Consider the following 23,433-nt stretch of genomic DNA (forward strand, 5'->3'; position numbering starts at 1 on the left):
TTCGCGCAGAGTGGGCCCGTGGAGGTCCCTGCGCCGATCGACGCCGAGTGCCCGCTGCCGGATTCGGTGGCCGGTCTCGCGCTCGCGCGCGACTTCACCCTGGCGACGCTCACCGGCTGGGGCTTCGGCGCCGTGGCCGACGACGCCCTGCTGATCGTGACCGAGCTGGCCACCAACGCCGTGGAACACGGTGCGGGCAAACCCCTGCTGCGGCTCAGGCACGCGGGCGCGGTGGTGCGGGTCGAGGTCGCCGACGACAGCCCGGTGCTGCCCGCGACGCGCCCGGCCGGCCCGGACGGTGGCTGGGGCCTGCGGCTGGTGCGCGAGCTGTCCCTGGGCTGGGGCGTCACCCCCGCCACGCCCGGCAAGGTCGTGTGGTGTGAGCTCGGTCTGTCACCCCGTGGGTGAACCGGCGGCTGCCCTGCGCACGGAAATGGGGCAGAGTTGGAGCATGGACGACTCACCGCGGGAGGACCTCGGCCTGCTGGTGCGGGGCGTCCTCGACTACGCGATCCTGATGCTCGACACGAGCGGGCACATCATCAGCTGGAACGCCGGCGCCGAACGGATCAAGGGCTGGCGCGCCGACGAGATCATCGGGCAGCACTTCTCCGTGTTCTACCCGCCGGAGGACATCGCGGCCGGCAAGCCCGAGCGGGAGCTCGAGACCGCGCTGGCCGAAGGCCGCCTCGAAGACGAAGGCTGGCGCCTGCGCAAGGACGGCACCCGCTTCTGGGCCAACGTCGTGATCACCACGCTCTACGACGACGCCGGCCGCCACCGCGGCTTCGGCAAGGTCACCCGCGACATGACCGAGCGGCGCGCGGCGGAGCAGGCCCTGCGCGAGAGCGAGGAACGCTTCCGCCTGATCGTGCAGGACGTGGTGGACTACGGCATCTTCATGCTCGACACGAGCGGGCACATCATCAGCTGGAACGCCGGCGCCGAGCGCATCAAGGGCTGGCGCGCCGACGAGATCATCGGGCAGCATTTCTCCGTGTTCTACCCCGCTGTCGACATCATCGCCCGCAAGCCGGAGCGGGAGCTCGAAACCGCGCTCGCCGAAGGCCGTCTCGAAGACGAGGGCTGGCGCATCCGCAAGGACGGCACCCGCTTCTGGGCCAACGTGGTGATCACCGCGCTGTACGACGACGCCGGCCGCCACCGCGGCTTCGGCAAGGTCACCCGCGACATGACCGAGCGCCGCACGGCCGAACGCACGCTGGGCGAGCGGCGCCGCCTCGTCGGTCACCTCGTGGACGCCCAGGAGGTGGAGCGCCGGCGCATCGCGTGGGACGTGCACGACGACTCGATCCAGTCGATGGTCGCCGTCGGCATGCGGTTGCAGCTGCTGGCCGACCGGCTGCCCGAGGAACACCGCGAGGGCGTCCGCGCGCTCGACGAGTCGGTGCGGGCCGCGGTGGGCCGCTTGCGCACGCTCGTGTCCCGGCTGCGCCCGCCCGACCTCGACCGCCACGGGCTCGTGGTCGCGCTGACCGGCCACCTCGAAGAGAGCCTGCCCGCCTGGGGCCTCGACTACACGCTGCGCCACGACCTCACGGCCGAGCCGACCTCGGAGGCGGCCGTGACCGGGTACCGGATCTGCCAGGAAGCACTCACCAACGTGCACAAGCACGCCCGCGCCTCGCGAGTGGAGGTTTCGTTGTCCACAGTGGACAAGGGCACGCTGTTCCGCGTGACCGACGACGGGGTCGGCACCGCCGTGACCGGCACCGACCCCGGCCGGGACCACTTCGGGCTGATCGAGATGCGCGAACGCGCCGAGGCGGCCCACGGCTGGTGGTCGCTGGCCAGCTCGCCCGGCGCCGGCACGACCGTGGAATTCTGGCTGCCGAGCGCCCCGGACGCGCAGCCGTGACCGGCCCCCTGCGCGTGGTGATCAGCGACGACGACGACCTGATCCGCGACGCGCTGCGAGACGTGCTCGACGGGCAGCCCGACATCGAGGTCGTCGGCGTCGGCCGCGACGCCGACGAGGCCATCACGCTGGCCGAGCAGCACCGGCCCGCCGTGGCGGTGCTCGACGTGCGCATGCCCGGCGGCGGCGGGGTCCGGGCCGCCCGCGAGATCGCGCAGCGCTGCCCGGACACGGCGATCCTCGCGTTCTCCGCCTACTCCGACCGCGCGTCCATCGCGTCGATGGAGACCGCCGGCGCGGTCGAGTACCTCGCGAAGGGTGTGCCGAACCGCGAGATCGTGGAGGCGGTGCGGCGGCTCGCCGGACGCTGACGGCCGGGTGGCGATCGGTTCCGCGGCCCCGTGACCGGGTTCCCGCGTTGCCGAGGGCGCGGGCTCGCCGGTCGCCGAGTTGCCCGTGTGCCGGGCTGCCGCAGCGCCGTCCCGCCGGTGCCGCGCGTGTCGGTCGGCGGGACCGGCTGCCGCCGAACGGAGCCATTTGCGGCGGAATCGCCCTGGTGGTGGGAAAGTCACGCGAAAATGGCGTGTGAGGAGGCCGGGAACGGGGTAGCCGGTGCTCGCCTCCCAGAGCGATCCCCACCTCGGCGACAGAAGGGTTCCGGCGTGAGCAGCTTCGTGGAAACGGACCTCGGCGTGGACCACCGCTTCGACCGCGCGCTGCGCGGCTATCTCGGGCGGGTGGCCGAGGCGGTCGGAGTGGGCCTGGAGTCCTGCACGGTCGACCTCGACGTGCCCGTGTCGGCCTACGTCGCCCTCGACCGCCGGCTCGCCCGCTTCCCCGACCGCGACCTCGCGCTGCTGTGGGACGAGGTGCACGGCTGGTCGGCCGCGATCGAGGCCGCCTGCGGCGAGGACCTCATCGTGCTGGCCTACCTCGACGGCGACGACGTGCTCGCCGAACCCGCCGCCGTCGCGCGGTTCCTGGGCGCGCTGCACGCGGCCGACCACTCGATCGGCCGGCCCGACCCGCGCAGGCTGCGCCGGCCCGGCGACCACGACGACCTGCTGGCCCGCCTGACCTGACCCGCCGGCCCACTCGGTGCCGACTCGCCGTCCCCACGTGACCCGCTCCGGCCGGCCGCCGGCCTCACCCGGCCGAGCCGCCGGGCGACGTGAGAGCGGGCGGGCGAGTGGGTACTCCCCGGTCGGGAAAGGAGTGCGTGATGGCCCCGAAACGACCCGTGTGGAGTGGTTCGCTCAGCCTCGGCCTGGTGACCGTGCCGGTGCGCCTCTACAGCGCGATCGAGGACCACACCGTGCACTTCCGGCAGTTCGAGCGCGGCACGAGCGACCGGATCCGCTACCGGAAGGTGAACGAACGCACCGGCGAGGAGGTCGATCTCGGCGAGATCGTGAAGGGGTACGAGCTCGACGACGGCGACTACGTGCTCGTCGAACCCGACGAGCTCGACGAGATCGCGCCGGGGCGCAGCCGGTCGCTCGACGTGGAGGCGTTCGCCGACCTCGCCGACATCGACCCGATGTTCTTCGACCGCACCTACTGGCTCGCGCCCGCCGACGGCGACTACGACAAGCCGTATTCGCTGCTGCTGGCGGCGATGGCGAAGACGGGCAAGGCCGGCGTGGCCAAGTTCGTGCTGCGCGGGCGCGAGTACCTGGCGCTCGTGCGGGCCGGTGACGGCGTGATGCTGCTCGACACGCTGCACTTCGCCGCGGACCTGCGCGACCGCGAGAAGACGCTGCCGGACCTGCCGGAGAAGGCGCCGGCGCGCGGCAAGGAGTTCGACCTGGCCGTGAACCTCATCGAGGCCATGACCGAGGACTGGCGGCCCGACGACTACCACGACACCTTCACCGACCGCGTCCACGAGCTGATCGAGGCCAAGCGCAAGGGCGACACCGTGACCCCGGCCGAGGAGGCCGCGGAGCCGACGCAGGTGGTGGACCTGTTCGAGGCCCTGCAGCGCAGTGTGAAAAACGGGAAGCGGCGGCCGAAGAAGGAGTCGAAGCAAGCAGCGAAGAAGGGTTCGAAGCTCGGTGACCTCACCAAGGCCGAGCTCGACGAGCTGGCCAAGGAGCGCGAGATCAAGGGCCGGTCGAAGATGAAGCGCGCGGATCTCGAACGGGCCCTGGAAGAAGCTTCCTGAGCTGCCACCCGGGAGTCACACAGGAGTCACGCGTCGTCGTCGAGCAGCCAGTCGAGCGCCGCGGGCAGGGCCTCCAGCACGGAGATGTGGCCGTCGGAATCCCGCAGCCACAGCGCGGAGTCGGGCAGCAGCCCCGAGAGGTGGCGCGCATGGGCCGCGGGGATCACCCGGTCGGCGCCGCCCTGCACCAGCAGCACAGGCATGTGGACCTCGGCCGGGTCGCAGCCCCACGGCGACACGTAGGCGACGTCGTCGTCAACCTCACCGTCGGGGCTCGCGGAGCCCGCGGCTCCGGCGTCCGCGCCGAGCGTGCTCCAGTCGCCCTCGAGCGAGGCCCAGTCGGCGGCGACGAAGCTCTCCGGGTCGAACTCGTGCGTAAGCCCGTGGGCCAGCCGCTTCTCCCGGCCTTCCTGAGCCGCGCGCAGCGAAGTCGGGTCGGCCATGCCGGCGAACCAGTCGAACTCCTCGGTGTAGGGCGCGACCGGGGCGAAGACCACCGCTTCGGTCACGCGCTCCGGCAGCAGCGCGGCGCACGCCAGCGCGTGCGAGCCGCCGCCCGAGGCGCCGACCACGGCGAACTGCTCCAGGTCCAGCGCCTCGGCGAGCTCGCGCACGTCGCCGGCCGCCGAGCCGATCGTGCGGCCCGGCGCCGTGGTCGACCCGCCGTAGCCCGGGCGGCCGTAGGAGATCACCCGGATCCCGCGGGCGTTCGCGGCCGCCAGCACCGGCGCGAGCAGCGCCCCCGTCTGCGGCGTGCCGTGGAACCAGACCACGGTGCGCTCTTCGCCGCGGCCGCTGTCGTGCACGCGCAGCACACGCCCGTCGGCGAGCGTCAGATCGTGTGAAGTCCCCATGCGGCGCGACTCTAGCGCCCGCGACGTGTGAGGGAAGCGCGTCGCCGGGGTACTTCGGCGTATGGACTCAGACGCGCACCCCGACCTCCGGCTCGACGACACCGCGGCCGAGCAGCTCGAACCCGACCGCGCGACGCTCGAAGCGGTCGGCAAGATCACCGAGGCGCTCGAGACCGTCGAGATCGCCCGCGGCCACCTCTACGCGTTCCACCAGCTCACCGGCTCGGCGGACGAGAAGCTCGGCCAGGGCATCGCTCTGCTGCGCGACGCGGGCCACGCCGAGCACGCCGACCGGCTCGCCGAGCACCTGCTGGGCCGCAACGTGCTGCACGGGCGCTGGACGTTCCAGATCGTGGAGGAGTACGACGCCACGTACTACCGCGAGTTCCACGACCACGAGACCCGCGTGCGCGAGCTGACCCGCGGCGTCCGGCACCTCGCCGAGGCGCGCGTGAAGCGCGAGAACCGGACCCCGGGCCTGGCGGGGCACGAAGCCACGCCGAACTCGCGCGGCTGAGGACGCGAAACCCGTGGGGGACTTGCCTTCCGGCTAAGGTTTCGGTGAGGAACCGCGCGAGTGGAGGCAGCAGATGAGCAACGTCGAGACCGAGCCACCCGTCCTGGACTGCGGGGACGACGCGGCCGGCCACGGCGGGGTCGAGGTGCTCACCGCACGCGACGTGCCGCTCGGCGGGCCGCGCGCGATGAAAGTGCGCCGCACGCTTCCGCAACGCCAGCGTTCGCTGGTGGGCGCCTGGTGCTTCGCCGACCACTACGGGCCGGACGACCCGACGACCACCGGCGGCATGTCCGTGGGCTCGCACCCGCACACCGGTCTGCAGACGGTGAGCTGGCTCTTCGCCGGCGAGATCGAGCACCGCGACAGCCTCGGCTCCCACGCGATGATCCGCCCCGGCGAGCTCAACCTCATGACCGGCGGCCACGGCATCTGCCACTCCGAGGTCTCCACGCCGGAAACGACCACGCTGCACGGCGTGCAGCTGTGGGTCGCGCTGCCCGACGCACACCGCCACGCCGACCGCGACTTCCAGCACTACGCCCCGCCCGCCACCGATCTCGGCGGCGCGACCGCGCGCGTGTTCCTCGGCACGCTCGCGGGCGAGACCTCGCCGGTCAAGACGTTCACCCCGCTGCTCGGTGCCGAGCTGGTGCTGGAGCCGGGCGCGCACGTGACGCTCGACGTCGACCCCGAGTACGAACACGGCGTGCTCGTGGACACCGGCGAAGTCACCTTCGCCGGCTCCGCGCTGCACACCACCGACCTGGGTTACCTCGGCACGGGCCGCAGCCGGCTCGACCTCACGAACACCGGCGCCGGCGCCGCCCGCGTGATGCTGCTCGGCGGGCCGCCGTTCGGCGAGGAGATCGTGATGTGGTGGAACTTCGTGGCCCGCACGCACGACGAGATCGTGGCCTACCGCGAAGCCTGGCAGGCCGAGTCGGCGCAGTTCGGCGCGATCCCGGAGGTGCCGGGCGCACCGGCGCGGCTGCCCGCGCCGGTGCTGCCCAACGTCCGGATCAAGCCGCGCCGGAACCCGTGACCAACGCGGCGAGGATCCGGTCCACGTCCTGCGGCTCCGTGCGCCAGTTGCTGAACGCCGCCCGCAGCGCCGGCACGCCCGCGTAGACCGTCGGCGTCAGGAACGTCTCGCCGCCCGCCGCGACGGCGCGCACCACGGCGTCGATGCGCTCCTGGGTCGGGTCGTCGGCGAGGGTGAAGCACACCACGTTGAGGCGGACGGGGGCGAGCAGCCGCCACTGTCCGGTCGCGGCCAGGCGGTCGCCGAGGTCCCGCGCGAGCGCGACGCAGCGTTCCACGATCTCCCGGTGGCCGGCGCGCCCGTATGCGGCGAGGGTGCACCACGCGGCCAGCGCGCGCAGCCGTCGTGACGACTCGGGCGTGCGGTGCACGAAGTCCGGGTTCTCGCCGGGGTGGCCGAGGTAGGCCGCGGAGTTCTGGAACACGCTCACCTGCAGGTCGAGGCGGCGGCTGAACTGGATCGCCGAGTCGTAGGGCACGTTGAGCCACTTGTGCAGGTCCACGCACACCGAATCCGCCAGCGCCAGGCCTTCCACCAGGTGCGCGTGCTCGGGCGAGAGCGCCGCGAACCCCCCGAACGCGGCGTCGACGTGCAGCCAGAACGGGTACTTCTCCTTCAGCGCCGCGATCGCCCGCAGATCGTCGAAGTCGACGGTGTTCACGGTGCCCGCGTTGGCGATCACGAGGGCGGGCCCGCCCAGCTGCGCGAGCTGCCGCTCGAGCGCCTCGACGTCGACCGCTTCGCGCTCGGGCAGCACCGGAACCCGCTGCAGCGCGCCGCGGCCCAGGCCCAGCACGGCCATCGCCTTGAGCGCGCTGGAATGCGGCGACCCGCTCAGCACCGCGACCGGCCCGAGCGCCCCGACCCCGGCGTCGGCCACCGTGACCCCGAGCTGCTCGCCGAGCCACTCGCGCCCGATCGCCAGACCGACCACATTGGACATCGTCGCGCCCGACACGAACGCCCCGCTGAACTCCGGCCCCAGCCCGAACAGCCCGGCCAGCCAGCCCACGGTCTCCCGCTCGAGATCCGACGCCGACGAATCCAGCGCCGACACGGGGTTCTGGTCCACGGCCGCCGTGAGCCAGTCGCCGGCCACCGCCGCGGGCGTCGCGCCACCCGTGACGAACCCCAGGTACCGCGGCCCCGCGCTCCCGGCGAATCCCGGAGCCCAGCGCCGCCCGAACTCCTCCAGCGCCGCCCGCGCGCCGACCCCGTGCTCCGGCACCGGACTGGGCTCGAACGCCGCCGGCGGCACCGCCGCGGGCCGCTCCGCCACCCCGGCCAGCCACTCCCCCGCCTGCTCCCGCGCGGCGTCGAGCAGCTCCGGCAGGCTGTCGAGGTCTTTCGCCAGCTTCTCGTACACGGCCACCTCCTGGCCGCGACCCTAGCCGCGCGCGAGGGCGGGCGTCGCAGGCCAATCCCGGGGAAGTGGCTGCCTCGGTTCAGGGACTCAGTGGTTCAAGGTGTCAGCGGCTCAGCCGCGTCCGCGCCCGTCCCGGGTCGAAGTTCACCTTGCGCAGCGGGCCGGCCACCAGGAGCACCAACACCACCGCCGACACGCCGGCCAGCACCAGCGCCGCCACGAACTGGGCGGCCGCCGAGGTGGCCGAGGCCAGCACGGCGAACCCGGCGAGCACCACCACCGTCGGGCCGGCCAGTGCGACCACCGTGGCCAACACGGGCACCCGCCGGCCGTCGGGGCGTCGGGCCGAGACGACCGCCGCGCCGGCGCACACCGTGGCGGCCACGAGGAGGCAACCGCCCACGGTGTCCGAAAGCCGGTGCCAGCCGAGCGCGACGGTCGCCGCGGCGACCCAGGCGACGCCGAGTGAACCCACGGCGAGCACCCAGGTGCGCATCCGGGCGGGCAGCACCACCGCGAGCGCGAACAGCACTGCTGTCGCCGCGCTCACGTGCCCGCTCGGGAAGCTGTTGTGGCCCGCGACCGCGTAGCCGTCGTGGCTGCCGGGCCGGTTGAGCACGTAGATCTTGAGCAGCTGCGCGGCCACCAGCGGCGTGGCGAGCAGTACCAACGCGGTCACGCCGAGCGCGAACCGCCGCCGCACCAGGGCGAGCGTGATCACGAGCACGGCGACCGCGCCGAGCACCACCACGAGGTCGACGTCGCGCAACGGCCCCGCCCAGTCCACAGTGGACGCGCCGGTGGCCTGCGCGCTGTGCACCACGCCGTTCTCCGCCTCCTGGCCCGCCGCGGTGCGCACGAAGAGCAGGTACGCCACGAGGAACGCGACCGCGGAGCCCACCGCGCTCGCCACGAGCAGCGCGGTGCGCGACGGGGTCCGCACCTCGAGCGCGTGGCGCGGGGAGCCGGCCGGGGTGATCGGGGGTGCCTCGGGGAACGTCACAGCCATGGACCCGAGTCTCGGCGCGGGATTTAGCGGTCGCGTCAGTGCCGTGTCATGGTTTTGCTACAAGATCGCCCCGGTTGGCCCCACGCTGCGGTTTTCCGAATAATGGCCGGGGTGGCAGAGGTGTTGGTGGTCGAGGACGACGCGGCCGTACGGGAAGGACTCGAGCTGGCCCTGCGCAGGCAGGGGCACGTGGTGCACACGGCGGGCTCGGGCGAGGCGGGGCTCGACGTGGTGCGCGGGCACCTGCCCGACATCGTGGTGCTCGACCTGATGCTGCCCGGGATGGACGGCTTCGAGACGTGCCGCCGGATGCGGGCGCTGGGCGAGGTGCCGATCATCATGCTCACCGCGCGCAGCGACGACTTCGACGTGGTCGCGGGCCTCGAAGCCGGCGCCGACGACTACGTGGTCAAGCCCGTGGAACCGCGGGTGCTCGACGCGCGGATCCGCGCGGTGCTGCGCCGGGCCGTGAGCGATCACGACGCGCGCGCGGGCGAGGTCGAACGTCACGGTGAGCTGCAGATCGACCGCGCCGGCATGCTCGTGACGAAGCGCGGCGAGCAGGTGGCGCTCACGCCCACCGAGCTCAAGCTGCTGCTGGAGATCTCCCGCACCCCGGGCCAGGTGTACAGCCGCCAGCAGCTGCTCACCGCGGTGTGGGACCACGACTACCTCGGCGACTCGCGGCTGGTCGACGCCTGCGTGCAACGGCTGCGGTCCAAGATCGAGGACGTGCCCGCGCGGCCCGACCACGTACAGACCGTGCGGGGCTTCGGCTACCGGTTCGGCCGCTCGTGAGACGTCCCCGGCTCCGGCCGTGGCTGTCCGGGCTGCGGCCCCGCCTGGTGCTGTCCTTCGCGGCGATGACCCTGGTCGGCGCGGCCGCCGCGGCCGGCGCGAGCTACGTCACGGCCCGCACCACCATCCTGCAGGGCGTGCAGGACCCGGCCATGGTGCAGCTGCGCGACCAGGTCACCGCGTACCTGCCGCAGATGACGCTGCCGCCGGACCAGCGCCAGCTCGACAACCTCGCCGACAACCTCAAGGGCACCACCGTCGCGATCTACCAGGGCCTGCACTCACGCTCGGGGCTGGATCCGGCGCAGCTGCCCGCCGACCTGCGCCGGGAAGTCGCGGACGGCGGCACGATCCAGTTCGAACGCGTGCTGCGCGACGGCACGCCCCTGCTGCTGGTCGGGATGCCGGTGCTGCAGCGCGGCGAAGGCGGCGCGACCGGCGCCGCGATCGGGCACACCGGCGTCGAGGTCTACGCCATGGTTTCGCTGACCGCCCAGCAGGCCGCGATCGACCAGCTGGCCGCGCGCGCCTGGCAGACCGCCGCGCTGGCGCTGCCGATCGCCGTCGCACTCGCGCTGCTCGCCGCCCGGCAGGTGCTGCGCCCGGTCCGCGCGCTCAACACCGCCGCCCGCAAGCTCGGCCACGGCCAGCTCGACGTGCGCCTGCCGGCCAAGGGATCCGACGAGCTGGCCCAGCTCGTGACCACGTTCAACAGCACCGCGGCCGAGCTCGAACGCACGGTCGGCACGCTGCGTGAGATGGAAGCCGACGCGCGCCGCTTCGTCGCCGACGTCTCCCACGAGCTGCGCACGCCGCTGGCCGCCATGAACGCGGTCACCGACGTGCTCGACGAGGACGCCGAGCAGCTGCCCGCCGACACCGCCGTGGCCGCCCGGCTCGTGTCGGCCGAGACGCGCCGGCTCACCCGGCTCGTGCAGGACCTGGTGGAGATCTCGCGGTTCGACGCCGGGCGCGCCGAGCTGCGGCTGGAGGAGTGGGACATCGCGCAGGGCGTGACCGACAGCCTCGCCGCGCGCGGCTGGAGCGGCGACGACGGCATCGTCGCGGACCTGCCGGCCGGCGTCGTCGCGACCGTCGACCCGCGGCGGCTCGACATCGTGGTCGCGAACCTCGTCGGCAACGCCCTGCGCCACGGTGAGCCGCCGGTCGAGGTGCGCCTCACGGCCGACGCCACCACCGTCACGCTCACCGTGACCGACCACGGCCCCGGCATCCCCGCCGCCGTGCTGCCCCATGTGTTCGACCGCTTCACCAAGGCCGACTCCGCGCGGGCCCGCTCGGAAGGCAGCGGCCTCGGGCTCTCGATCGCCCGGGAGAACGCGCGGCTGCACGGCGGTGACCTCGAAGCCGCCGACACCGGCTCGGGCGCGCGGTTCACGCTGCGCCTGCCCCGCCGTGCGCAGGCGACGGAGGCGCGATGAAAAAGCTCGTGGCCGCGCTCGCCGTGCTCCTGCTCGTGAGCGCGTGCGGCATCCAGCCCACCGTCGTGGTGCCCGCCGGCCCCGCCCCGACCGCGGTCGGCCCCGGCGCCCGCGCCAACCAGCTCACGCTGTACTTCCTGGTCGACGGCCAGCTCGCGCCGGTCGTGCGCAGCTGGGGCAGCCCGGTTTCGCCGGAGCTGGCGGTGAACGAGCTGTTCCAGGGTCCCACCCCGGCCGAGGAGAAGAGCGGCTACTACTCACTGCTGTTCGCCGGCCAGGGCCAGGTCACCATCGACACCACCAGTGTGCCGCCGACGGTGACCATCCCGTTTTCGATCAAGCCGATCTACCTGGGTGTGGACCAAGTGGTCTGTACCACCGTGGCGGCCATGTCGGCGGCCGGGCTGCCCGTGGACCTGCGCGGGGTCTCCGTGGTCACGCCGGACCTGCGGATCGGCCCCACGCTGTGCACGTTCTGACCACGACTCAGGCCGGGTACGCGCGCAGGGACCGCGCGTCGGCCAGCGAGCGGGCCCACCACTCCAGCTGATCGAGCAGCTTCTTCACCGCCTCGGCGGTCGCCGCGGCGTCGGTGGGGCTGCCGGCGGCGTCGAACCGGCCGTGCGCGCCGTGGAAGCTGACGGTGTCGCGGATCGTCACCGCGTGCAGCTCGGCGAAAACGGGCCGCAGGTGCTCCACCGCGCGCAGCCCGCCGGAAAGCCCGCCGTAGGCCACGAAAGCCACCGGTTTGGCCTGCCACTCGGCGCGGAACCAGTCCACGGCGTTCTTGAGCGAGGCCGGGTAGCTGTGGTTGTACTCCGGCGTGATCACCACGAACGCCTCGGCCGCGGCGAGCCGGGCCGCCAGCCGCCCCACCTCCGGCGCCGGTGCCGACCCGAACGCGGGAAAAGCCAGCGGCAGCGCCAGATCCGCCACGTCGACCACGTCCACCTCGAACCCGCCGTGCTCGGCGGCCTCCCGGGTGAACCAGTTCGCGACGGTCGGGGCGAACCGTCCTTCCCGGACACTGCCGACGATCACCGCGACCCGGACGGGAGCTAACGACACGATGGTTCTCCTCGAGTTCCCGGGCACGACCGGATGTCCCGCCCGGGCACCGAGTCTGGAACTTCAAGCTCACTTGAAGTCAAGCTATCCTCACGGCCATGACGAAGACGGAGCTGCCCGAGCTGACCGTGGGCGAGCTGGCGCGCCGCAGCGGAGTGCCGGCGTCGGCGTTGCGGTTCTACGAGGACGAGAAGCTGATCCGCAGCCGGCGCACGGCCGGCAACCAGCGCCGCTACCGCCGCGACACCCTGCGGCGCGTCACGTTCATCCGGATGTCGCAGCGGGTGGGCATGCCGCTGGCGCAGATCCGCGAGGTCCTCGCGCTGCTGCCCGACGACCGCACCCCGAACCGCACCGACTGGGCGCGCATCTCGCACCGTTGGCGCGAGGACCTCGACGAGCGCATCCGGCAGCTGGAACAGCTGCGCGACCAGCTCACCGACTGCATCGGCTGCGGCTGCATGTCGCTGTCGAAGTGCCGGCTCGCCAATCCCGGCGACCAGCTCGGCCGCCAGGGCCCGGGGCCGCAACGGCTCCCGGACCACCGCGGCGAGAGCTATGCGTGACGGCTCGGAAGGCCGCCGCGTTTTCGGCCGGCAGGAGTTTCAGCGCGCCGGCAGCTCGGCCGGCCAGGAGTCAGCCGACCACGAGCCCGCGCACGTAGGCGGCCTGCCCGGCGTGCTGCAGGTCGTCGGACAGCACGCTGACCAGCCGCACCCCGAGCGTCACGGGCGGGTCCCAGTTCTCGTCGATCACGGTGTCGAGGGCGGCGTCGTCGAGGCCGTCGAGCCAGGCCACGGTGTGCTCGTGCACGGCGTCGTAGTAGCCGGTGAGCAGCTTCGGGTCGTCGACCTGCACGGCGGCGACCTCGTCGCTGCTGTGCGCGTAGCCGGTGTCGGACGGCGAGAACGGCAGACCGAAGCGGCGGTGCCAGTCCTGCGCGGTCCAGATCTGCTCGGTGTCCGCGATGTCGGCGACGTGGTCGTCCTGCACGCGCGCGAGGTGCCACACGAGCCAGGCGATCGAGTTGGCGTCGGTTCCCGGCCGGGCCACGAGCTGGTCGCCGGTCAAGCCGTCGACCGCCTGGTGCACGACCTCCTGGATCCGGCCGAAGCCGTCCACGAGCAGATCGGCCACGTTCATCCGTAGTCCTCCTCGGGTTGTCTCTGCCTGCTACCCCGATCATGCCGCACGCAAACCGCCGCGCCACCACCGAACAACGGCGGCAGTGGCGCGGCGGTCAGGCGCTGCGGCAGCTGAACCGGGCGAACCGGTCAGGCGCCCAGCAGCTGGTCGAAGAAGGACCGGTAGCGGCGCAACGCGATCCGCAGGTCCTCGGTCGCGGGCTCGCCGTCGCGCCACTGCGCTTCCAGCTCGCCCTTGTGCTCGGCGAAGGTTTCGGCCAGCGAGCGGATCACCGTGGCGACGAGCTCGTCGGCGTCGCGCACCGCCCGGCGCGGGTCGTCGACGAAGCCGGTCTGCACCTCTTGCCAGCGACCGCGGAAGCGGTCGACGTCGCCGCCCTCGAACAACGGTCGCGCGGTGTCCGTGCGGGCCCGATCGGCGTTCGCGGTCCGGGCGCGGTGCTCGCCGGCGCCGGCCGATTCGGCGCCGCCGATCGCCCCGGTGTCCACATCGGACACTTCACCCGCGGGCTCCGGCGTCCTCGGTCGCTCGGCGGCATTCGCGAGGTCTGCGGTGCTCAGGCCGCGGGTCTCCTGGTCGGTCATGTCAGCGGTCTCCGTTCCGCTCGTGCGCGCCGCGACGGTCGCCGCCGAGCGCGCCGGTGTGCTCGGGACTGCGGACGTCCGGGCCGCGGTTCTCGGTGGCGCGGTTGTCGTCGGTCCGATCCTCCGCAGTCCGGTTCCCGGTGCCGTGGCGCGGCTCGGCCTGGTCGGTCAGCAGGTCTTCGAACACGGTGCGGTAGTGCACCATCGCCGACCGCAGTTCCTCTGTGGACAGTGCCGATTCGGCGTGCCGGCGGTGTGTCTCGTGCGCCGCGCGGTAGTGCTCCAGCGTGCGCGAATGCCGCACGGACAGGTCGGACAGCTGCTGGTCGTAGCCCTCGGTCGGGTAGCCGCGCTCGGACATCACGGCCACGAGGAGGTCGTCGGCCTCGTCGAGCGAGCCGGCGGGCCGGTCCACGAACTTCTCCTGGATCAGGCCCCAGTGCTGTGTGTAGCGCTCGCGCGCCGAGGCCGAGAGCGGCCGGATGTCGAGGTCGCGGTGCCGGCGTTCGCGCTCGGCCAGCTCCCGTTGCGCCGCCCGCGGGCTGTCGCTCTCCTGCACCGCGCGCGAATACTCGGGACCGAACTGCCGCTGCAGCCGTTTCCGTTGCGACTCCTGGACGACGAGCCACGCGACCGCACCGATCACCACGACGGCGACCACCACGATCACGACGATGAGCCAAGTGGGCATCGCACGAACTCCTTCACGGATTTGTCGAGCCCCCCGTCCCTCGCGGATTCCCGGCCCCTGGCCGCCGAAACGCGCAACCCACCGCACGCGGGGCGTTTTCGGCCGAGTGGCCGTGTCCGTACCGCCGGATGAGGTACCGTTCGGACACCGGGTGAAAAACCGGCGCACGCCCGGGGCGGGCGACCGCGGCCCCGAGGCGGGACGGGAGGAGGGCGATGGCAGCCAGCACCTTGCTCGCGTCCGGCGCCCTGCGCGTGGTGCCCGGGTTCGACAACGTCGCCGGGGTGCCCATCCCCGGCTGGGCCGGCACGCTGCTCGCCGTGGTGTGCATCATCGCGGCGCTCGCGGTGCTGCTGCTGATCGTGCGCAACCGCCGCCGCTGACCCGCCACCGTTCACCCCGCCACCCGGACCGCACCACCGACAGCCGGGCGGGCACCGAACCCGACCGCCATCGGGCCCACGGATTCAGGCGCGGGTGAACCTCGTGGTGATCACATGGTCCTTCGTCGGACCGGCCACCACCCACTCCTGCCGCCAGTGGTCGGCGTCGAGCACGCGGTACTCGCCGCGGTAGAGGTCGTCGCGGCACGGGTGGTCGGTCGTCCAGCAGCCGGTGGCCAGGTCGAGGTCGTGGAAGAACCCGCCGTGGTCGAAGTGCACGGCGGCACGGGCCCCGTCGGGGTGGTAGACCAGCGTGCGGCTCACCGGCCCCGTGTAACTGCCCAGCCGCAGCTCACCGGTCTCGTGGTACACGAGCACGCCGTCGCCCGGCGTGAACGTCGCCGTGCCGCTGACCTCGCCCATCGGCTCGCCGTCGGCGGCCACGATGTCGCGCGAGAGCCGCCACGGGCCGGCGAAGTGCGCGGCGAGGTCGGTGATCGCGAAGTCCACCCCGCCATTCTGCGCCTGCCGCGCGCCACCACGCAGCGGCCCGTGCGGGATCACACTCCGTTCCCGGCCGGCCCCCGCGGCGAACGGCGACGCACCGTGACCGCCGCGGCGCGAGCGGGACACTCGTGCCGGAAACGCGCCGAGGCCCCCGGGGTGGCACCGCCGGGTCGGCCGCGGCGCCTAGACTCGACCGGGTGGCTCACCCCGACCAGGCCCAGCGCTCCCCCGCCGTCGAGACCCTGCAGCGCGTGTTCGGTTACGACGCGTTCCGCGGCGACCAGGCGGACATCGTCGAACACGTGATCTCCGGCGGCGACGCCCTCGTGCTGATGCCCACCGGCGGCGGGAAATCGCTGTGCTACCAGATCCCCTCGCTCGTGCGGCCCGGGGTCGGCGTGGTGATCTCGCCGCTGATCGCGCTGATGCAGGACCAGGTCGACGCCCTGCGCAACGTCGGCGTGCGCGCGGGATTCCTCAACTCCACGCAGGACTTCGCCGAACGCCAGCGGGTGGAGGACGCGTTCGTCGCGGGTGAGCTCGACCTGCTGTACCTGGCGCCCGAACGGCTTTCGGTCGAGTCGACCGTGCGGCTGCTCGACCGCGGCGAGATCGCGCTGTTCGCCATCGACGAGGCGCACTGCGTGTCGCAGTGGGGCCACGACTTCCGGCCCGACTACCTCATGCTCTCGTCGCTGCACGAGCGCTGGCCCGACGTGCCGCGCATCGCGCTCACCGCCACGGCCACCGAGACCACGCACAAGGAGATCTCGGCCCGGCTCAACCTCGACGGCGCGCGCCACTTCGTCGCGAGCTTCGACCGGCCCAACATCCAGTACCGCATCGTCGGCAAGAACTCACCGCAGAAGCAGCTGCTCGAACTGCTGCGCACCGAGCACAAGGGCGACGCGGGCATCGTCTACTGCCTCTCGCGCGCGTCGGTGGAGAAGACCGCGGAATTCCTGGTGCAGAACGGAATCCGGGCCGTGCCGTACCACGCGGGGCTCGACAAGCGCACGCGCGCCGAGAACCAGTCGCGGTTCCTGCGGGAAGACGGGCTCGTGGTCGTGGCCACCATCGCGTTCGGCATGGGCATCGACAAACCCGACGTGCGGTTCGTCGCGCACCTCGACCTGCCGAAGTCCGTGGAGGGCTACTACCAGGAGACCGGTCGCGCGGGCCGCGACGGGCTGCCGTCCACCGCGTGGCTGGCCTACGGGCTGCAGGACGTGATGCAGCAGCGCAAGATGATCGAAAGCGGCGAGGGCGACGAAGCCCATCGCCGCCGGCAGGCCACGCACCTCAACGCGATGCTGGCGCTGTGCGAGACCGTCGAGTGCCGCCGCACCCAGATCCTCGCCTACTTCGGCCAGAGCGGGGAACCCTGCGGCAACTGCGACACCTGCCTCGCGCCGCCCGAAAGCTTCGACGGCACGATCCCGGCGCAGAAGCTGCTCTCCACCGTGGTGCGCCTGCGCAACGAGCGGCGCCAGAAGTTCGGCGCCGGCCAGATCATCGACATCCTGCTGGGCAAGACCACCCCGAAGGTCACGCAGTTCCAGCACGACACGCTGAAGGTGTTCGGCATCGGCACCGAGCTGCGCGAGCAGGAGTGGCGCGCGGTCGTGCGCCAGCTGCTGGCGCAGAACCTCCTTGCCGTGGAAGGCGATTACGGTTCGCTGGTGCTCACCGACGGCAGCACGTCGGTGCTCAACGGTTCCCGCACGGTGTCGCTGCGGCGCGAGCCGGAGCGCCCCGCCCGCGCCGCACGCAGCTCGCGGCGCGGCAGCTCCGCGGCGGCAGTGGAACTGCCGGCCGAGGCCGCCCCGCTGTTCGAGCGGCTGCGGGCCTGGCGCGGCGCCACGGCGAAGGAACAGGGTGTGCCCGCGTACGTGATCTTCCACGACGCCACGCTGCGGCAGATCGCCGCCGAGAGGCCGGGCTCGCTGGCCGACCTCGGGACCGTGAGCGGCGTCGGCGAGGCGAAGCTCGCGAAGTACGGCGAGAGCGTGCTCGCGGCGCTGGCCGAGGAGTAGCCGCCCGCTGTCTCCGGGCTCCCGCTGTCCGAAGCCGGCGCGTCAGTGGGCCGGGCGCGGCTTGGTCGCGTCGGAGACCTTCTGCGTCACCCCGTTGATCTTGTCGGAGTACTTTCCCTTGGTCTTCTGGTCCGCGAAGCGGGCGGCCTTGTCGACGGCCTGGTTCACCTTCTCGGGGTTCTTTTTCACATACGATCCGACGGCACCGGCCGCGCCGGCCAGTACGGCGAGCTTCTTGAACATTCCCATGGAGTCCTCCCGAGTGTGTCCCGTCATCCCCTCAACGCTGCGATGAGTACCCCGAGTTCCCCACACCGGAACATACCGGGCGGGCCGGCCCGGGATCGAGCGCGGAAATCGACGCGACGAACCGGGCGTGAGCAGGCAGGATCGCCCTCATGCGCGACCTGGCGGCCCTCCCGAAGGCCCACCTGCACGTCCACCTCGAAAGCACCGTGCGACCGGCGACGCTGCGCGAGCTCGCCGACACCCACGGCGTCACCCTGCCCGCCGAGCCGCCGTCGTTCAGCGGATTCCGCGACTTCGCCGACTACAACTCCCTGATCCGCGCGTGCCTGCGCACCGCGGAGGACTTCGAGCGCGTCGCCCGGGAGTTCTGCGCGGACGAAGCCGCGCAAGGCACACGCTACGCCGAGGTGACGTTCACGGACGCGTCGCACGGAGAACGCCTCGGCGACCCCGAACTGCCGCTCGCCGCTGTCCTCAAAGGACTGTCCGAAGGGGGCGCGGCCCACGGCCTCGAATGGCGGGTGCTGCTCGACCACTCGCGGCGGCGCTCCGTGGCCCGCGCCGAGCAGACGCTGCGGCTGGCCCTGGCCCACGACGAGGTGACCGGCCTCGGGATGGCCGGCGAGGAACGCCACTCGCTCGCGCCGTTCGCCGACGTGTTCGCGCGCGCCGCCGAAGCCGGGCTGCACCTCGTGCACCACGCCGGCGAGGACGCGGGCCCGGAGAGCATCCGCGAGGCGCTCGACGTCGGCCGCACCGAGCGCCTGGGCCACGGCATCCGGGTGCTCGACGATCCCGAGCTGGTGGCCGAGGTCCGCGACCGCGGGGTCGCGCTCGAGGTGTGCCCCACGTCCAACGTCGTGCTCGGCCTGGTGCCGAGCCCGGCCGAGCACCCGCTGCCGCGGCTCGTGGCGGCCGGCCTCGCCGTCACGCTCAACACCGACGTCCCCTCGGTCACGCACACCACGCTCACCGGTGAGTTCACCGCCGCGCGCGACACCTTCGGCTACGACGACACCGCGCTCGCGCACCTCGCCGCGGCCGCCGTCACCGCTTCGTTCGCGCCGGAGGCAACGAAAACCTTGCTGCACAAGGAGATCGCCGAATGGCTCACACCGGCAGCAGGCGCGTGACGAGCGTGCTCAGCTGCTGCACGTTGCGGCACTCGTGCATCTCGACCAGCTCCGCGTACGCCAGCGCCGCCGAGTCGCCGGTGGACCACAGGGCGCGGCGCTCGGGGTTGAGCCAGTAGACGTGCCGGGCGCGGTCGCGGATCGCGCGCAGGGCTTCGAGGTTGGGGTCGCCGCCGTTGGTGCGCGCGTCGCCGAGGATGAGCACCGACGTGCGCGGGCCGACGGCGTCGAGCCACTTGCCGGTGAAGCCGCGCAGGGCGCCGCCGTAGTCGCTGTGCCCGTCCCAGCGCACCACGGCCGCCTCTTCGAGGATCCGCGCGCCGAGGTGCTCGGGGTCGGCGACGCCGGCGGTGACCAGGTGCGTGACCTCGTCGGTGCTGTCCACGAACGCGAACACGCGCACCTTGCTGAACTGGTCGCTCAGCGCCTGAACCAGCAGCATCGTGAAGTTCGCGAACCCGGCGACCGAGCCCGACAGGTCGCACAGCAGCACGATCTCGGGCCGGCCGGGCCGCCGGTGCCGGAACGCCGGACGCACCGGCACCCCGCCGGTGGACAGCGATCGCCGCAGCGTGCGCCGCAGGTCGATCTGCCCGCGCGTGGTCTTCTTGCGGCGTGCGGCGAGGCGGGTCGCGAGCTTGCGCGACAACGGCTGCACGGCCCGGCGCAGCTCGGTGAGCTGCGCGCGGCTGGCGATGAGGAAGTCGACCCGGTCCGCGGCCGGCGCGATCGCGTGTTTGGCCACGCGGTCGCGGCCCCGCACTTCGGCCGCGCGGCGACGGGCCTCCGTGCGCACGTGGCCCCGGAAGTCCTCCACGCGGCGGCGCACCTCGTCGCGGGTGAGCCGGTCGGTGAACTCGTCGCCGGCCGCATCGCCGGCGCCGCCACCCCGGATCGCGGCGAGGATCCGCACGATCAACGTCTGGGGCTGCAGCCGGTCGAGCGTCTGGTGCGCGGAGAACCCGCCGCCGGCGCCGGATCCCGTGCCGTAGCCGCCGAGCATCTCCACGGCGACCCCGGCGAGCTGCGCCAGCGCCTGCTGATCGCCCTCGGCCAGCGCGGCCGCCAACGCTTCGCGCAGCTGCTCGAGATCCCGCGGCCGGTCCTCCCGCGCCAGCTCCGGCACGCCGACGCCGGCCGGGAAGTACAGGTCGAACGCCGCGTCGAACACCGTCCGCTGCCCACCGCGGCGCACCAGCGCGGCGGCCAGGCCCTCGCGCACGAGCTCACGGTCGTCGAAGCCCAGCACCTCCAGCGCGGCCGCCGCGTCGACGGTCTCGGCCGGCCCGGCCGGGATGCCCTGCGCCCGCAGCGCCCGCACGAACGCCGTGAGCCGGTCGGTGACCCCGGTCGCCGGGGTCGCCTGCCCAGCGCCCGGCGTCACGACGCGTCCAGCACCTGGTCGAGCTTGAGGCCCGCGCCGGCCTTGGTGATGTCGTCCTGGTGCTTGAGCACCACGCCGAGGCTCTCGCGCACGATCTGCTCGTCGAGCGTGCCGGCGCCGAGCTCCAGCAGCGTGCGCGCCCAGTCGATGGTCTCGGCCACCGACGGCAGCTTCCGCAGGTCCATGGCCCGCAGCGCGGCGATCACGCGGACCACCGACTCGGCCAGCGCCGCGTCGATGCCGGGCACCCGCAGCGTCACGATCCGCAGTTCGAGCTCGGGATCGGGGAAGTCGATGTGCAGGAACAGACAGCGGCGCCGCAACGCCTCCGACAGCTCCCGCGTGGCGTTGGACGTGAGCACCACGAAGGGCTCACGGGTGGCCGTGATCGTGCCCAGCTCGGGCACGGTGACCTGGAAGTCGCCGAGCACCTCGAGCAGCAGGCCCTCGACCTCGACGTCGGCCTTGTCGGTCTCGTCGACCAGCAGCACGGTGTTCTCGGTGCCGGAGATCGCCTGCAGCAGCGGCCGGCGCAGCAGGAACTCCTCGCCGAAGATGTCGGTGCGCGCCTCGTCCCAGGTCTCGTCGCGCCCGGCGGTGATGCGCAGCAGCTGCTTGGCGTGGTTCCACTCGTACAGCGCGCGGGCCTCGTCGATGCCCTCGTAGCACTGCAGGCGCACGAGCCGTGAGCCGCTCACGGCGGCCACGGCCTTGGCCAGCTCGGTCTTCCCGACGCCGGCCGGGCCCTCCACCAGCAGGGGCTTGCCCAGCCGGTCGGCGAGGAACACGGTGGTGGCCACCGCCGTCGAGGCGAGGTAGCCGACCTCGGCCAGCTGCGCCGACACGTCGTCGACGGAGGAGAAGAACCCGGTGCCCACGTGACCTCCTAAGCGTTTGCTCACCTCGCACTGTACTGGCCGGGGCCTAGTCCGTCGCCACGATCCGCGCGAGTGTGCGGTTGAGCTCCGCCACGGTGTCGTCCCCCAGCTCCCCGGCCAGGCGCCGCTCGACGTCGCCGATCGCGGCGAACGCGACCTCCAGCGCCTCCACCCCCTGGTCGGTGAACAGGATCAGCTTCGCGCGCCGGTCGGCCGGGTCGGGCACGCGCCGCAGGTAGCCGAGCCGTTCGAGGTCGTCCACCAGCTCACCCATCGCCTGCGGCGTCATCACGGCCTTCTCGGCCAGGCGCGTGAGCCGGATGCCGTCGGGCTCCATCTGGATGAACACCGTGGCGTGGGCGGCGCGGGTGCGCGGGTCGTGCGCGTGCGTCGCCGCGTTGATCGCCGCCGCGAGCCGCAGGTACGCCTGGTGCAGCGCGGCCGCGGTGTTGCGCGCGGGCAGCGGTGGCAGGGGCTTGTGCGCCATCGGCTCTCTCCTTATTCTTTCAGGTAGCCTGATAATAAGGCCACCTTTGTTTTTGGGAGCACGAGTCCGGCCGCACGAGGCCGGTAGCACGAGGGCTGCACCGCGAGGAGGGGCCATGGACACCTGGCAGCTCGTGGACGTCGAACGCGCCACGCTGGCCGACCAGCTGGCGGCCCTGCCCGCCGAGCGCTGGGACGAGCCCACGCTGTGCCCGGGCTGGCGGGTGCGGGACGTGGTCGCCCACCTCACGTTCGCGCCGGCGTTCGGCGTCGGCACCGTGCTGGTGGAGCTGGCCCGCGCCCGCGGCGGGTTCGACCGGATGCTGCGCGACTCCGCGATCCGGCGCGCGGACCGGCCGCCCGGCGAGCTGGTGGCCGCGCTGCGGGCCACCGTCGGCGCCCGCCGGTGCCCGGTCACGACCGGGCCGCCCGACCGGCTGCTCGACGTGGTGATCCACGGCCAGGACATCGCGCTGCCGCTCGGCCTCGACCGGCCGGTGCCGGTGGCCGCGGCGGTCGGGGCGCTGGACCGCGTGTGGGCACGCGGCTACCCGTTCCACGCGCGACGTCGGCTCGCCGGACTGCGCCTGGTCGCCGACGACACCGACTGGTCGGGCGGCGAAGGCGCGCTCGTCGAAGGACCGGTCAGCGCGCTGCTGATGCTCGCCGCCGGCCGGAGCGCCACGGTGGGGCGGCTGCACGGCGAGGGAGCCGAGCGGCTCGTCGCGAGCTAGCATCTGCGCACGTGACCTACGTTGCGGCAACCGGCCGATACGACTCGATCCCCTACCGGCGCTGCGGGCGCAGCGGACTGAAGCTGCCCGCCCTTTCCCTGGGCCTGTGGCACAACTTCGGCGACGACCGCCCGCTGCAGGTTCAGCGCGAGATCCTGCACCGCGCGTTCGACCTCGGCATCACCCACTTCGACCTGGCCAACAACTACGGCCCGCCCTACGGCTCGGCCGAGGCGAACTTCGGCCGGGTGCTCGCCACGGACTTCAAGCCCTACCGCGACGAGCTGGTGATCTCCAGCAAGGCCGGCTACGACATGTGGCCCGGCCCGTACGGCGACTGGGGTTCCCGCAAGTACCTGCTGGCCTCGCTCGACCAGTCGCTGGGCCGCATGGGCCTGGACTACGTCGACATCTTCTACTCGCACCGGTTCGACCCGGAGACGCCGCTGGAGGAGACCGTCGGGGCGCTCGACCGGGCCGTGCGCTCGGGCAAGGCGCTCTACGTGGGCATTTCGTCCTACAACTCCGAGCGCACCGCCGAGGCCGCCCGGATGCTGCGCGAGCTGGGTACGCCGCTGCTGATCCACCAGCCGTCGTACTCGATGTTCAACCGCTGGACCGAGGACGACCGGCTGCTCGACACGCTCGAGGACGCCGGCGCGGGCTGCATCGCCTTCTCGCCGCTCGCCCAGGGCCTGCTCACCGACCGCTACCTGGACGGCGTGCCCGCCGACTCCCGCGCGGCGCAGGGCAAGTCGCTGGACCCGAACACGATCACCGACGACCGCCTGGCGAAGATCCGCGGTCTGAACGAGATCGCCGGGCGCCGCGGCCAGTCGCTGGCGCAGCTCGCCCTCGCCTGGGCCCTGCGCGACCCGCGCATGACGTCCCTGGTGATCGGCGCGAGCAGCGTGAAGCAGCTCGAAGACAACGTCGCCGCGCTCGACAACCTCGACTTCACCGCCGAGGAGCTCGCCGAGATCGACCGCTACGCGACCGAATCGAACATCAACCTCTGGAAGAACTCCAGCGACAGCTGAAGTTTCCCGGTGGCCGGTGGCGTTTCCACGTCACCGG

Annotated in this window: 28 protein-coding genes; 16 read left to right on the top strand and 12 right to left on the bottom strand. The window is 72.8% G+C overall.

From position 1 onward, the window contains the following. Window positions 1-18 precede the first annotated feature (18 nt). The 5 genes from VSH64_RS19740 (at window position 19) to ku (ending at window position 4,046) form a co-directional block, all read left to right on the top strand. Window positions 19-408, top strand: coding sequence for an ATP-binding protein (locus VSH64_RS19740; RefSeq protein ID WP_326837102.1), 390 nt, complete (start codon window positions 19-21; stop codon window positions 406-408). A gap of 43 nt (window positions 409-451) precedes the next feature. After that, window positions 452-1,879 (top strand): PAS domain-containing sensor histidine kinase, encoded by a 1,428-nt coding sequence (locus VSH64_RS19745; RefSeq protein WP_326837104.1) that lies wholly within the window; start codon window positions 452-454, stop codon window positions 1,877-1,879. Beyond that, window positions 1,876-2,250, top strand: coding sequence for a response regulator (locus VSH64_RS19750; protein ID WP_326837105.1), 375 nt, complete (start codon window positions 1,876-1,878; stop codon window positions 2,248-2,250). Before VSH64_RS19745 ends, VSH64_RS19750 begins: the two co-directional genes overlap by 4 nt. A 291-nt stretch (window positions 2,251-2,541) precedes the next feature. Further along, on the top strand, window positions 2,542-2,961 hold the full coding sequence (locus VSH64_RS19755) for a DUF6292 family protein (RefSeq protein ID WP_326837106.1): 420 nt from the start codon (window positions 2,542-2,544) through the stop codon (window positions 2,959-2,961). A 140-nt stretch (window positions 2,962-3,101) separates the two neighbouring features. Further along, entirely contained in the window at window positions 3,102-4,046 is a 945-nt protein-coding gene (ku, locus tag VSH64_RS19760; RefSeq protein WP_326837107.1) for a non-homologous end joining protein Ku, read from the top strand. Window positions 4,047-4,072: 26 nt separating this feature from the next. Here ku and VSH64_RS19765 read toward each other — a convergent pair whose 3' ends face one another. After that, window positions 4,073-4,900, bottom strand: coding sequence for an alpha/beta fold hydrolase (locus VSH64_RS19765; protein WP_326837108.1), 828 nt, complete (start codon window positions 4,898-4,900; stop codon window positions 4,073-4,075). A gap of 61 nt (window positions 4,901-4,961) precedes the next feature. Between VSH64_RS19765 and VSH64_RS19770 the strand changes: the two genes are divergently transcribed. Together VSH64_RS19770 and VSH64_RS19775 are read left to right on the top strand one after the other, a co-directional pair. Then, window positions 4,962-5,417, top strand: coding sequence for a hypothetical protein (locus VSH64_RS19770; protein WP_326837109.1), 456 nt, complete (start codon window positions 4,962-4,964; stop codon window positions 5,415-5,417). Between the two features lie 73 nt (window positions 5,418-5,490). Then, window positions 5,491-6,462 (top strand): pirin family protein, encoded by a 972-nt coding sequence (locus VSH64_RS19775; RefSeq protein WP_326837110.1) that lies wholly within the window; start codon window positions 5,491-5,493, stop codon window positions 6,460-6,462. On the opposite strand, the gene VSH64_RS19780 is transcribed toward VSH64_RS19775, so the two are convergent. Together VSH64_RS19780 and VSH64_RS19785 are read right to left on the bottom strand one after the other, a co-directional pair. Further along, complete coding sequence (locus tag VSH64_RS19780) at window positions 6,440-7,828, bottom strand: pyridoxal phosphate-dependent decarboxylase family protein (RefSeq protein WP_326837111.1); 1,389 nt, start codon at window positions 7,826-7,828, stop codon at window positions 6,440-6,442. The genes VSH64_RS19775 and VSH64_RS19780 overlap by 23 nt on opposite strands. 103 nt (window positions 7,829-7,931) lie before the next feature. Next, a complete protein-coding gene (locus VSH64_RS19785) occupies window positions 7,932-8,837 on the bottom strand; it encodes a phosphatase PAP2 family protein (RefSeq protein ID WP_326837112.1) in 906 nt (301 codons plus the stop codon). Window positions 8,838-8,948: 111 nt separating this feature from the next. Between VSH64_RS19785 and VSH64_RS19790 the strand changes: the two genes are divergently transcribed. The 3 genes from VSH64_RS19790 to VSH64_RS19800 are packed head-to-tail and all read left to right on the top strand — an operon-like array spanning window position 8,949 to window position 11,556. Then, window positions 8,949-9,635: a response regulator transcription factor gene (locus VSH64_RS19790; RefSeq protein WP_326837113.1), complete on the top strand. Its 687-nt coding sequence runs from the start codon at window positions 8,949-8,951 to the stop codon at window positions 9,633-9,635. Beyond that, entirely contained in the window at window positions 9,632-11,077 is a 1,446-nt protein-coding gene (locus VSH64_RS19795; protein WP_326837114.1) for a HAMP domain-containing sensor histidine kinase, read from the top strand. Before VSH64_RS19790 ends, VSH64_RS19795 begins: the two co-directional genes overlap by 4 nt. Then, entirely contained in the window at window positions 11,074-11,556 is a 483-nt protein-coding gene (locus VSH64_RS19800) for a hypothetical protein (protein ID WP_326837115.1), read from the top strand. The genes VSH64_RS19795 and VSH64_RS19800 overlap by 4 nt, the downstream gene beginning before the upstream one ends. A gap of 7 nt (window positions 11,557-11,563) precedes the next feature. Here VSH64_RS19800 and VSH64_RS19805 read toward each other — a convergent pair whose 3' ends face one another. Then, window positions 11,564-12,145, bottom strand: coding sequence for an NADPH-dependent FMN reductase (locus tag VSH64_RS19805; RefSeq protein WP_326837116.1), 582 nt, complete (start codon window positions 12,143-12,145; stop codon window positions 11,564-11,566). A gap of 98 nt (window positions 12,146-12,243) precedes the next feature. Here VSH64_RS19805 and soxR point away from each other — a divergent pair, with 98 nt between their 5' ends. Further along, window positions 12,244-12,711 carry a redox-sensitive transcriptional activator SoxR gene (soxR, locus tag VSH64_RS19810; protein WP_326837117.1) on the top strand — a complete coding sequence of 156 codons (468 nt, stop codon included), beginning with the start codon at window positions 12,244-12,246 and terminating at the stop codon, window positions 12,709-12,711. A gap of 70 nt (window positions 12,712-12,781) precedes the next feature. Here soxR and VSH64_RS19815 read toward each other — a convergent pair whose 3' ends face one another. The 3 genes from VSH64_RS19815 to VSH64_RS19825 all read right to left on the bottom strand — a co-directional run bounded on the left by VSH64_RS19815 (window position 12,782) and on the right by VSH64_RS19825 (window position 14,566). Beyond that, window positions 12,782-13,288, bottom strand: a complete 507-nt coding sequence (locus VSH64_RS19815) for a mycothiol transferase (protein WP_326837118.1) — start codon at window positions 13,286-13,288, stop codon at window positions 12,782-12,784. Between the two features lie 131 nt (window positions 13,289-13,419). Beyond that, the gene (locus VSH64_RS19820; RefSeq protein WP_326837119.1) at window positions 13,420-13,875 is read right to left on the bottom strand and encodes a hypothetical protein; all 456 of its coding nucleotides are present in this window, start codon (window positions 13,873-13,875) and stop codon (window positions 13,420-13,422) included. 1 nt (window position 13,876) lies between these two features. Further along, window positions 13,877-14,566, bottom strand: a complete 690-nt coding sequence (locus VSH64_RS19825; protein WP_326837120.1) for a hypothetical protein — start codon at window positions 14,564-14,566, stop codon at window positions 13,877-13,879. Window positions 14,567-14,781: 215 nt separating this feature from the next. On the opposite strand from VSH64_RS19825, the gene VSH64_RS19830 reads away from it, so the two are divergent. Next, window positions 14,782-14,949 carry a hypothetical protein gene (locus VSH64_RS19830; RefSeq protein ID WP_326837121.1) on the top strand — a complete coding sequence of 56 codons (168 nt, stop codon included), beginning with the start codon at window positions 14,782-14,784 and terminating at the stop codon, window positions 14,947-14,949. Between the two features lie 84 nt (window positions 14,950-15,033). On the opposite strand, the gene VSH64_RS19835 is transcribed toward VSH64_RS19830, so the two are convergent. Then, window positions 15,034-15,459 (bottom strand): DUF6314 family protein, encoded by a 426-nt coding sequence (locus VSH64_RS19835; RefSeq protein WP_326837122.1) that lies wholly within the window; start codon window positions 15,457-15,459, stop codon window positions 15,034-15,036. A gap of 194 nt (window positions 15,460-15,653) precedes the next feature. On the opposite strand from VSH64_RS19835, the gene recQ reads away from it, so the two are divergent. Beyond that, the gene (gene recQ, locus VSH64_RS19840; protein ID WP_326837123.1) at window positions 15,654-17,492 is read left to right on the top strand and encodes a DNA helicase RecQ; all 1,839 of its coding nucleotides are present in this window, start codon (window positions 15,654-15,656) and stop codon (window positions 17,490-17,492) included. 42 nt (window positions 17,493-17,534) lie between these two features. Here the strand turns inward: recQ and VSH64_RS19845 are convergent, their stop codons facing one another. Continuing rightward, window positions 17,535-17,768 carry an antitoxin gene (locus VSH64_RS19845; RefSeq protein WP_456062096.1) on the bottom strand — a complete coding sequence of 78 codons (234 nt, stop codon included), beginning with the start codon at window positions 17,766-17,768 and terminating at the stop codon, window positions 17,535-17,537. A 122-nt stretch (window positions 17,769-17,890) separates the two neighbouring features. Between VSH64_RS19845 and add the strand changes: the two genes are divergently transcribed. Continuing rightward, window positions 17,891-18,874 carry an adenosine deaminase gene (add, locus tag VSH64_RS19850; RefSeq protein WP_326837124.1) on the top strand — a complete coding sequence of 328 codons (984 nt, stop codon included), beginning with the start codon at window positions 17,891-17,893 and terminating at the stop codon, window positions 18,872-18,874. Here the strand turns inward: add and VSH64_RS19855 are convergent. Genes VSH64_RS19855 through VSH64_RS19865 form a run of 3 tightly spaced genes read right to left on the bottom strand, consistent with a single transcriptional unit; the run spans window position 18,852 to window position 21,623 of the window. After that, the gene (locus tag VSH64_RS19855) at window positions 18,852-20,258 is read right to left on the bottom strand and encodes a vWA domain-containing protein (protein ID WP_326837126.1); all 1,407 of its coding nucleotides are present in this window, start codon (window positions 20,256-20,258) and stop codon (window positions 18,852-18,854) included. The two genes, add and VSH64_RS19855, sit on opposite strands and share 23 nt — an antisense overlap. Beyond that, complete coding sequence (locus VSH64_RS19860) at window positions 20,255-21,136, bottom strand: AAA family ATPase (RefSeq protein ID WP_326837128.1); 882 nt, start codon at window positions 21,134-21,136, stop codon at window positions 20,255-20,257. Before VSH64_RS19860 ends, VSH64_RS19855 begins: the two co-directional genes overlap by 4 nt. Window positions 21,137-21,182: 46 nt before the next feature. Next, complete coding sequence (locus VSH64_RS19865) at window positions 21,183-21,623, bottom strand: MarR family winged helix-turn-helix transcriptional regulator (RefSeq protein ID WP_326837129.1); 441 nt, start codon at window positions 21,621-21,623, stop codon at window positions 21,183-21,185. Window positions 21,624-21,738: 115 nt separating this feature from the next. Between VSH64_RS19865 and VSH64_RS19870 the strand changes: the two genes are divergently transcribed. Continuing rightward, window positions 21,739-22,356: a maleylpyruvate isomerase family mycothiol-dependent enzyme gene (locus tag VSH64_RS19870; protein ID WP_326837130.1), complete on the top strand. Its 618-nt coding sequence runs from the start codon at window positions 21,739-21,741 to the stop codon at window positions 22,354-22,356. Between the two features lie 11 nt (window positions 22,357-22,367). Beyond that, a complete protein-coding gene (gene mgrA, locus VSH64_RS19875; RefSeq protein ID WP_326837131.1) occupies window positions 22,368-23,396 on the top strand; it encodes an L-glyceraldehyde 3-phosphate reductase in 1,029 nt (342 codons plus the stop codon). The last annotated feature ends 37 nt before the right edge of the window (window positions 23,397-23,433 follow it).

The organism is Amycolatopsis rhabdoformis, from assembly GCF_035918295.1.
Lineage (GTDB): Bacteria > Actinomycetota > Actinomycetes > Mycobacteriales > Pseudonocardiaceae > Amycolatopsis > Amycolatopsis rhabdoformis.

Excerpts from the sequence above, each read along its gene's own strand:
- VSH64_RS19745 (WP_326837104.1), top strand. The coding sequence starts at position 452 with ATGGACGACTCACCGCGGGAGGACCTCGGCCTGCTGGTGCGGGGCGTC.
- ku (WP_326837107.1), top strand. The coding sequence starts at position 3,102 with ATGGCCCCGAAACGACCCGTGTGGAGTGGTTCGCTCAGCCTCGGCCTG.
- VSH64_RS19765 (WP_326837108.1), bottom strand. The coding sequence starts at position 4,900 with ATGGGGACTTCACACGATCTGACGCTCGCCGACGGGCGTGTGCTGCGC.
- VSH64_RS19770 (WP_326837109.1), top strand. The coding sequence starts at position 4,962 with ATGGACTCAGACGCGCACCCCGACCTCCGGCTCGACGACACCGCGGCC.
- VSH64_RS19775 (WP_326837110.1), top strand. The coding sequence starts at position 5,491 with ATGAGCAACGTCGAGACCGAGCCACCCGTCCTGGACTGCGGGGACGAC.
- VSH64_RS19785 (WP_326837112.1), bottom strand. The coding sequence starts at position 8,837 with ATGGCTGTGACGTTCCCCGAGGCACCCCCGATCACCCCGGCCGGCTCC.
- VSH64_RS19800 (WP_326837115.1), top strand. The coding sequence starts at position 11,074 with ATGAAAAAGCTCGTGGCCGCGCTCGCCGTGCTCCTGCTCGTGAGCGCG.
- soxR (WP_326837117.1), top strand. The coding sequence starts at position 12,244 with ATGACGAAGACGGAGCTGCCCGAGCTGACCGTGGGCGAGCTGGCGCGC.
- VSH64_RS19815 (WP_326837118.1), bottom strand. The coding sequence starts at position 13,288 with ATGAACGTGGCCGATCTGCTCGTGGACGGCTTCGGCCGGATCCAGGAG.
- VSH64_RS19820 (WP_326837119.1), bottom strand. The coding sequence starts at position 13,875 with ATGACCGACCAGGAGACCCGCGGCCTGAGCACCGCAGACCTCGCGAAT.
- VSH64_RS19825 (WP_326837120.1), bottom strand. The coding sequence starts at position 14,566 with ATGCCCACTTGGCTCATCGTCGTGATCGTGGTGGTCGCCGTCGTGGTG.
- VSH64_RS19830 (WP_326837121.1), top strand. The coding sequence starts at position 14,782 with ATGGCAGCCAGCACCTTGCTCGCGTCCGGCGCCCTGCGCGTGGTGCCC.
- VSH64_RS19845 (WP_456062096.1), bottom strand. The coding sequence starts at position 17,768 with ATGACGGGACACACTCGGGAGGACTCCATGGGAATGTTCAAGAAGCTC.
- add (WP_326837124.1), top strand. The coding sequence starts at position 17,891 with ATGCGCGACCTGGCGGCCCTCCCGAAGGCCCACCTGCACGTCCACCTC.
- VSH64_RS19865 (WP_326837129.1), bottom strand. The coding sequence starts at position 21,623 with ATGGCGCACAAGCCCCTGCCACCGCTGCCCGCGCGCAACACCGCGGCC.
- VSH64_RS19870 (WP_326837130.1), top strand. The coding sequence starts at position 21,739 with ATGGACACCTGGCAGCTCGTGGACGTCGAACGCGCCACGCTGGCCGAC.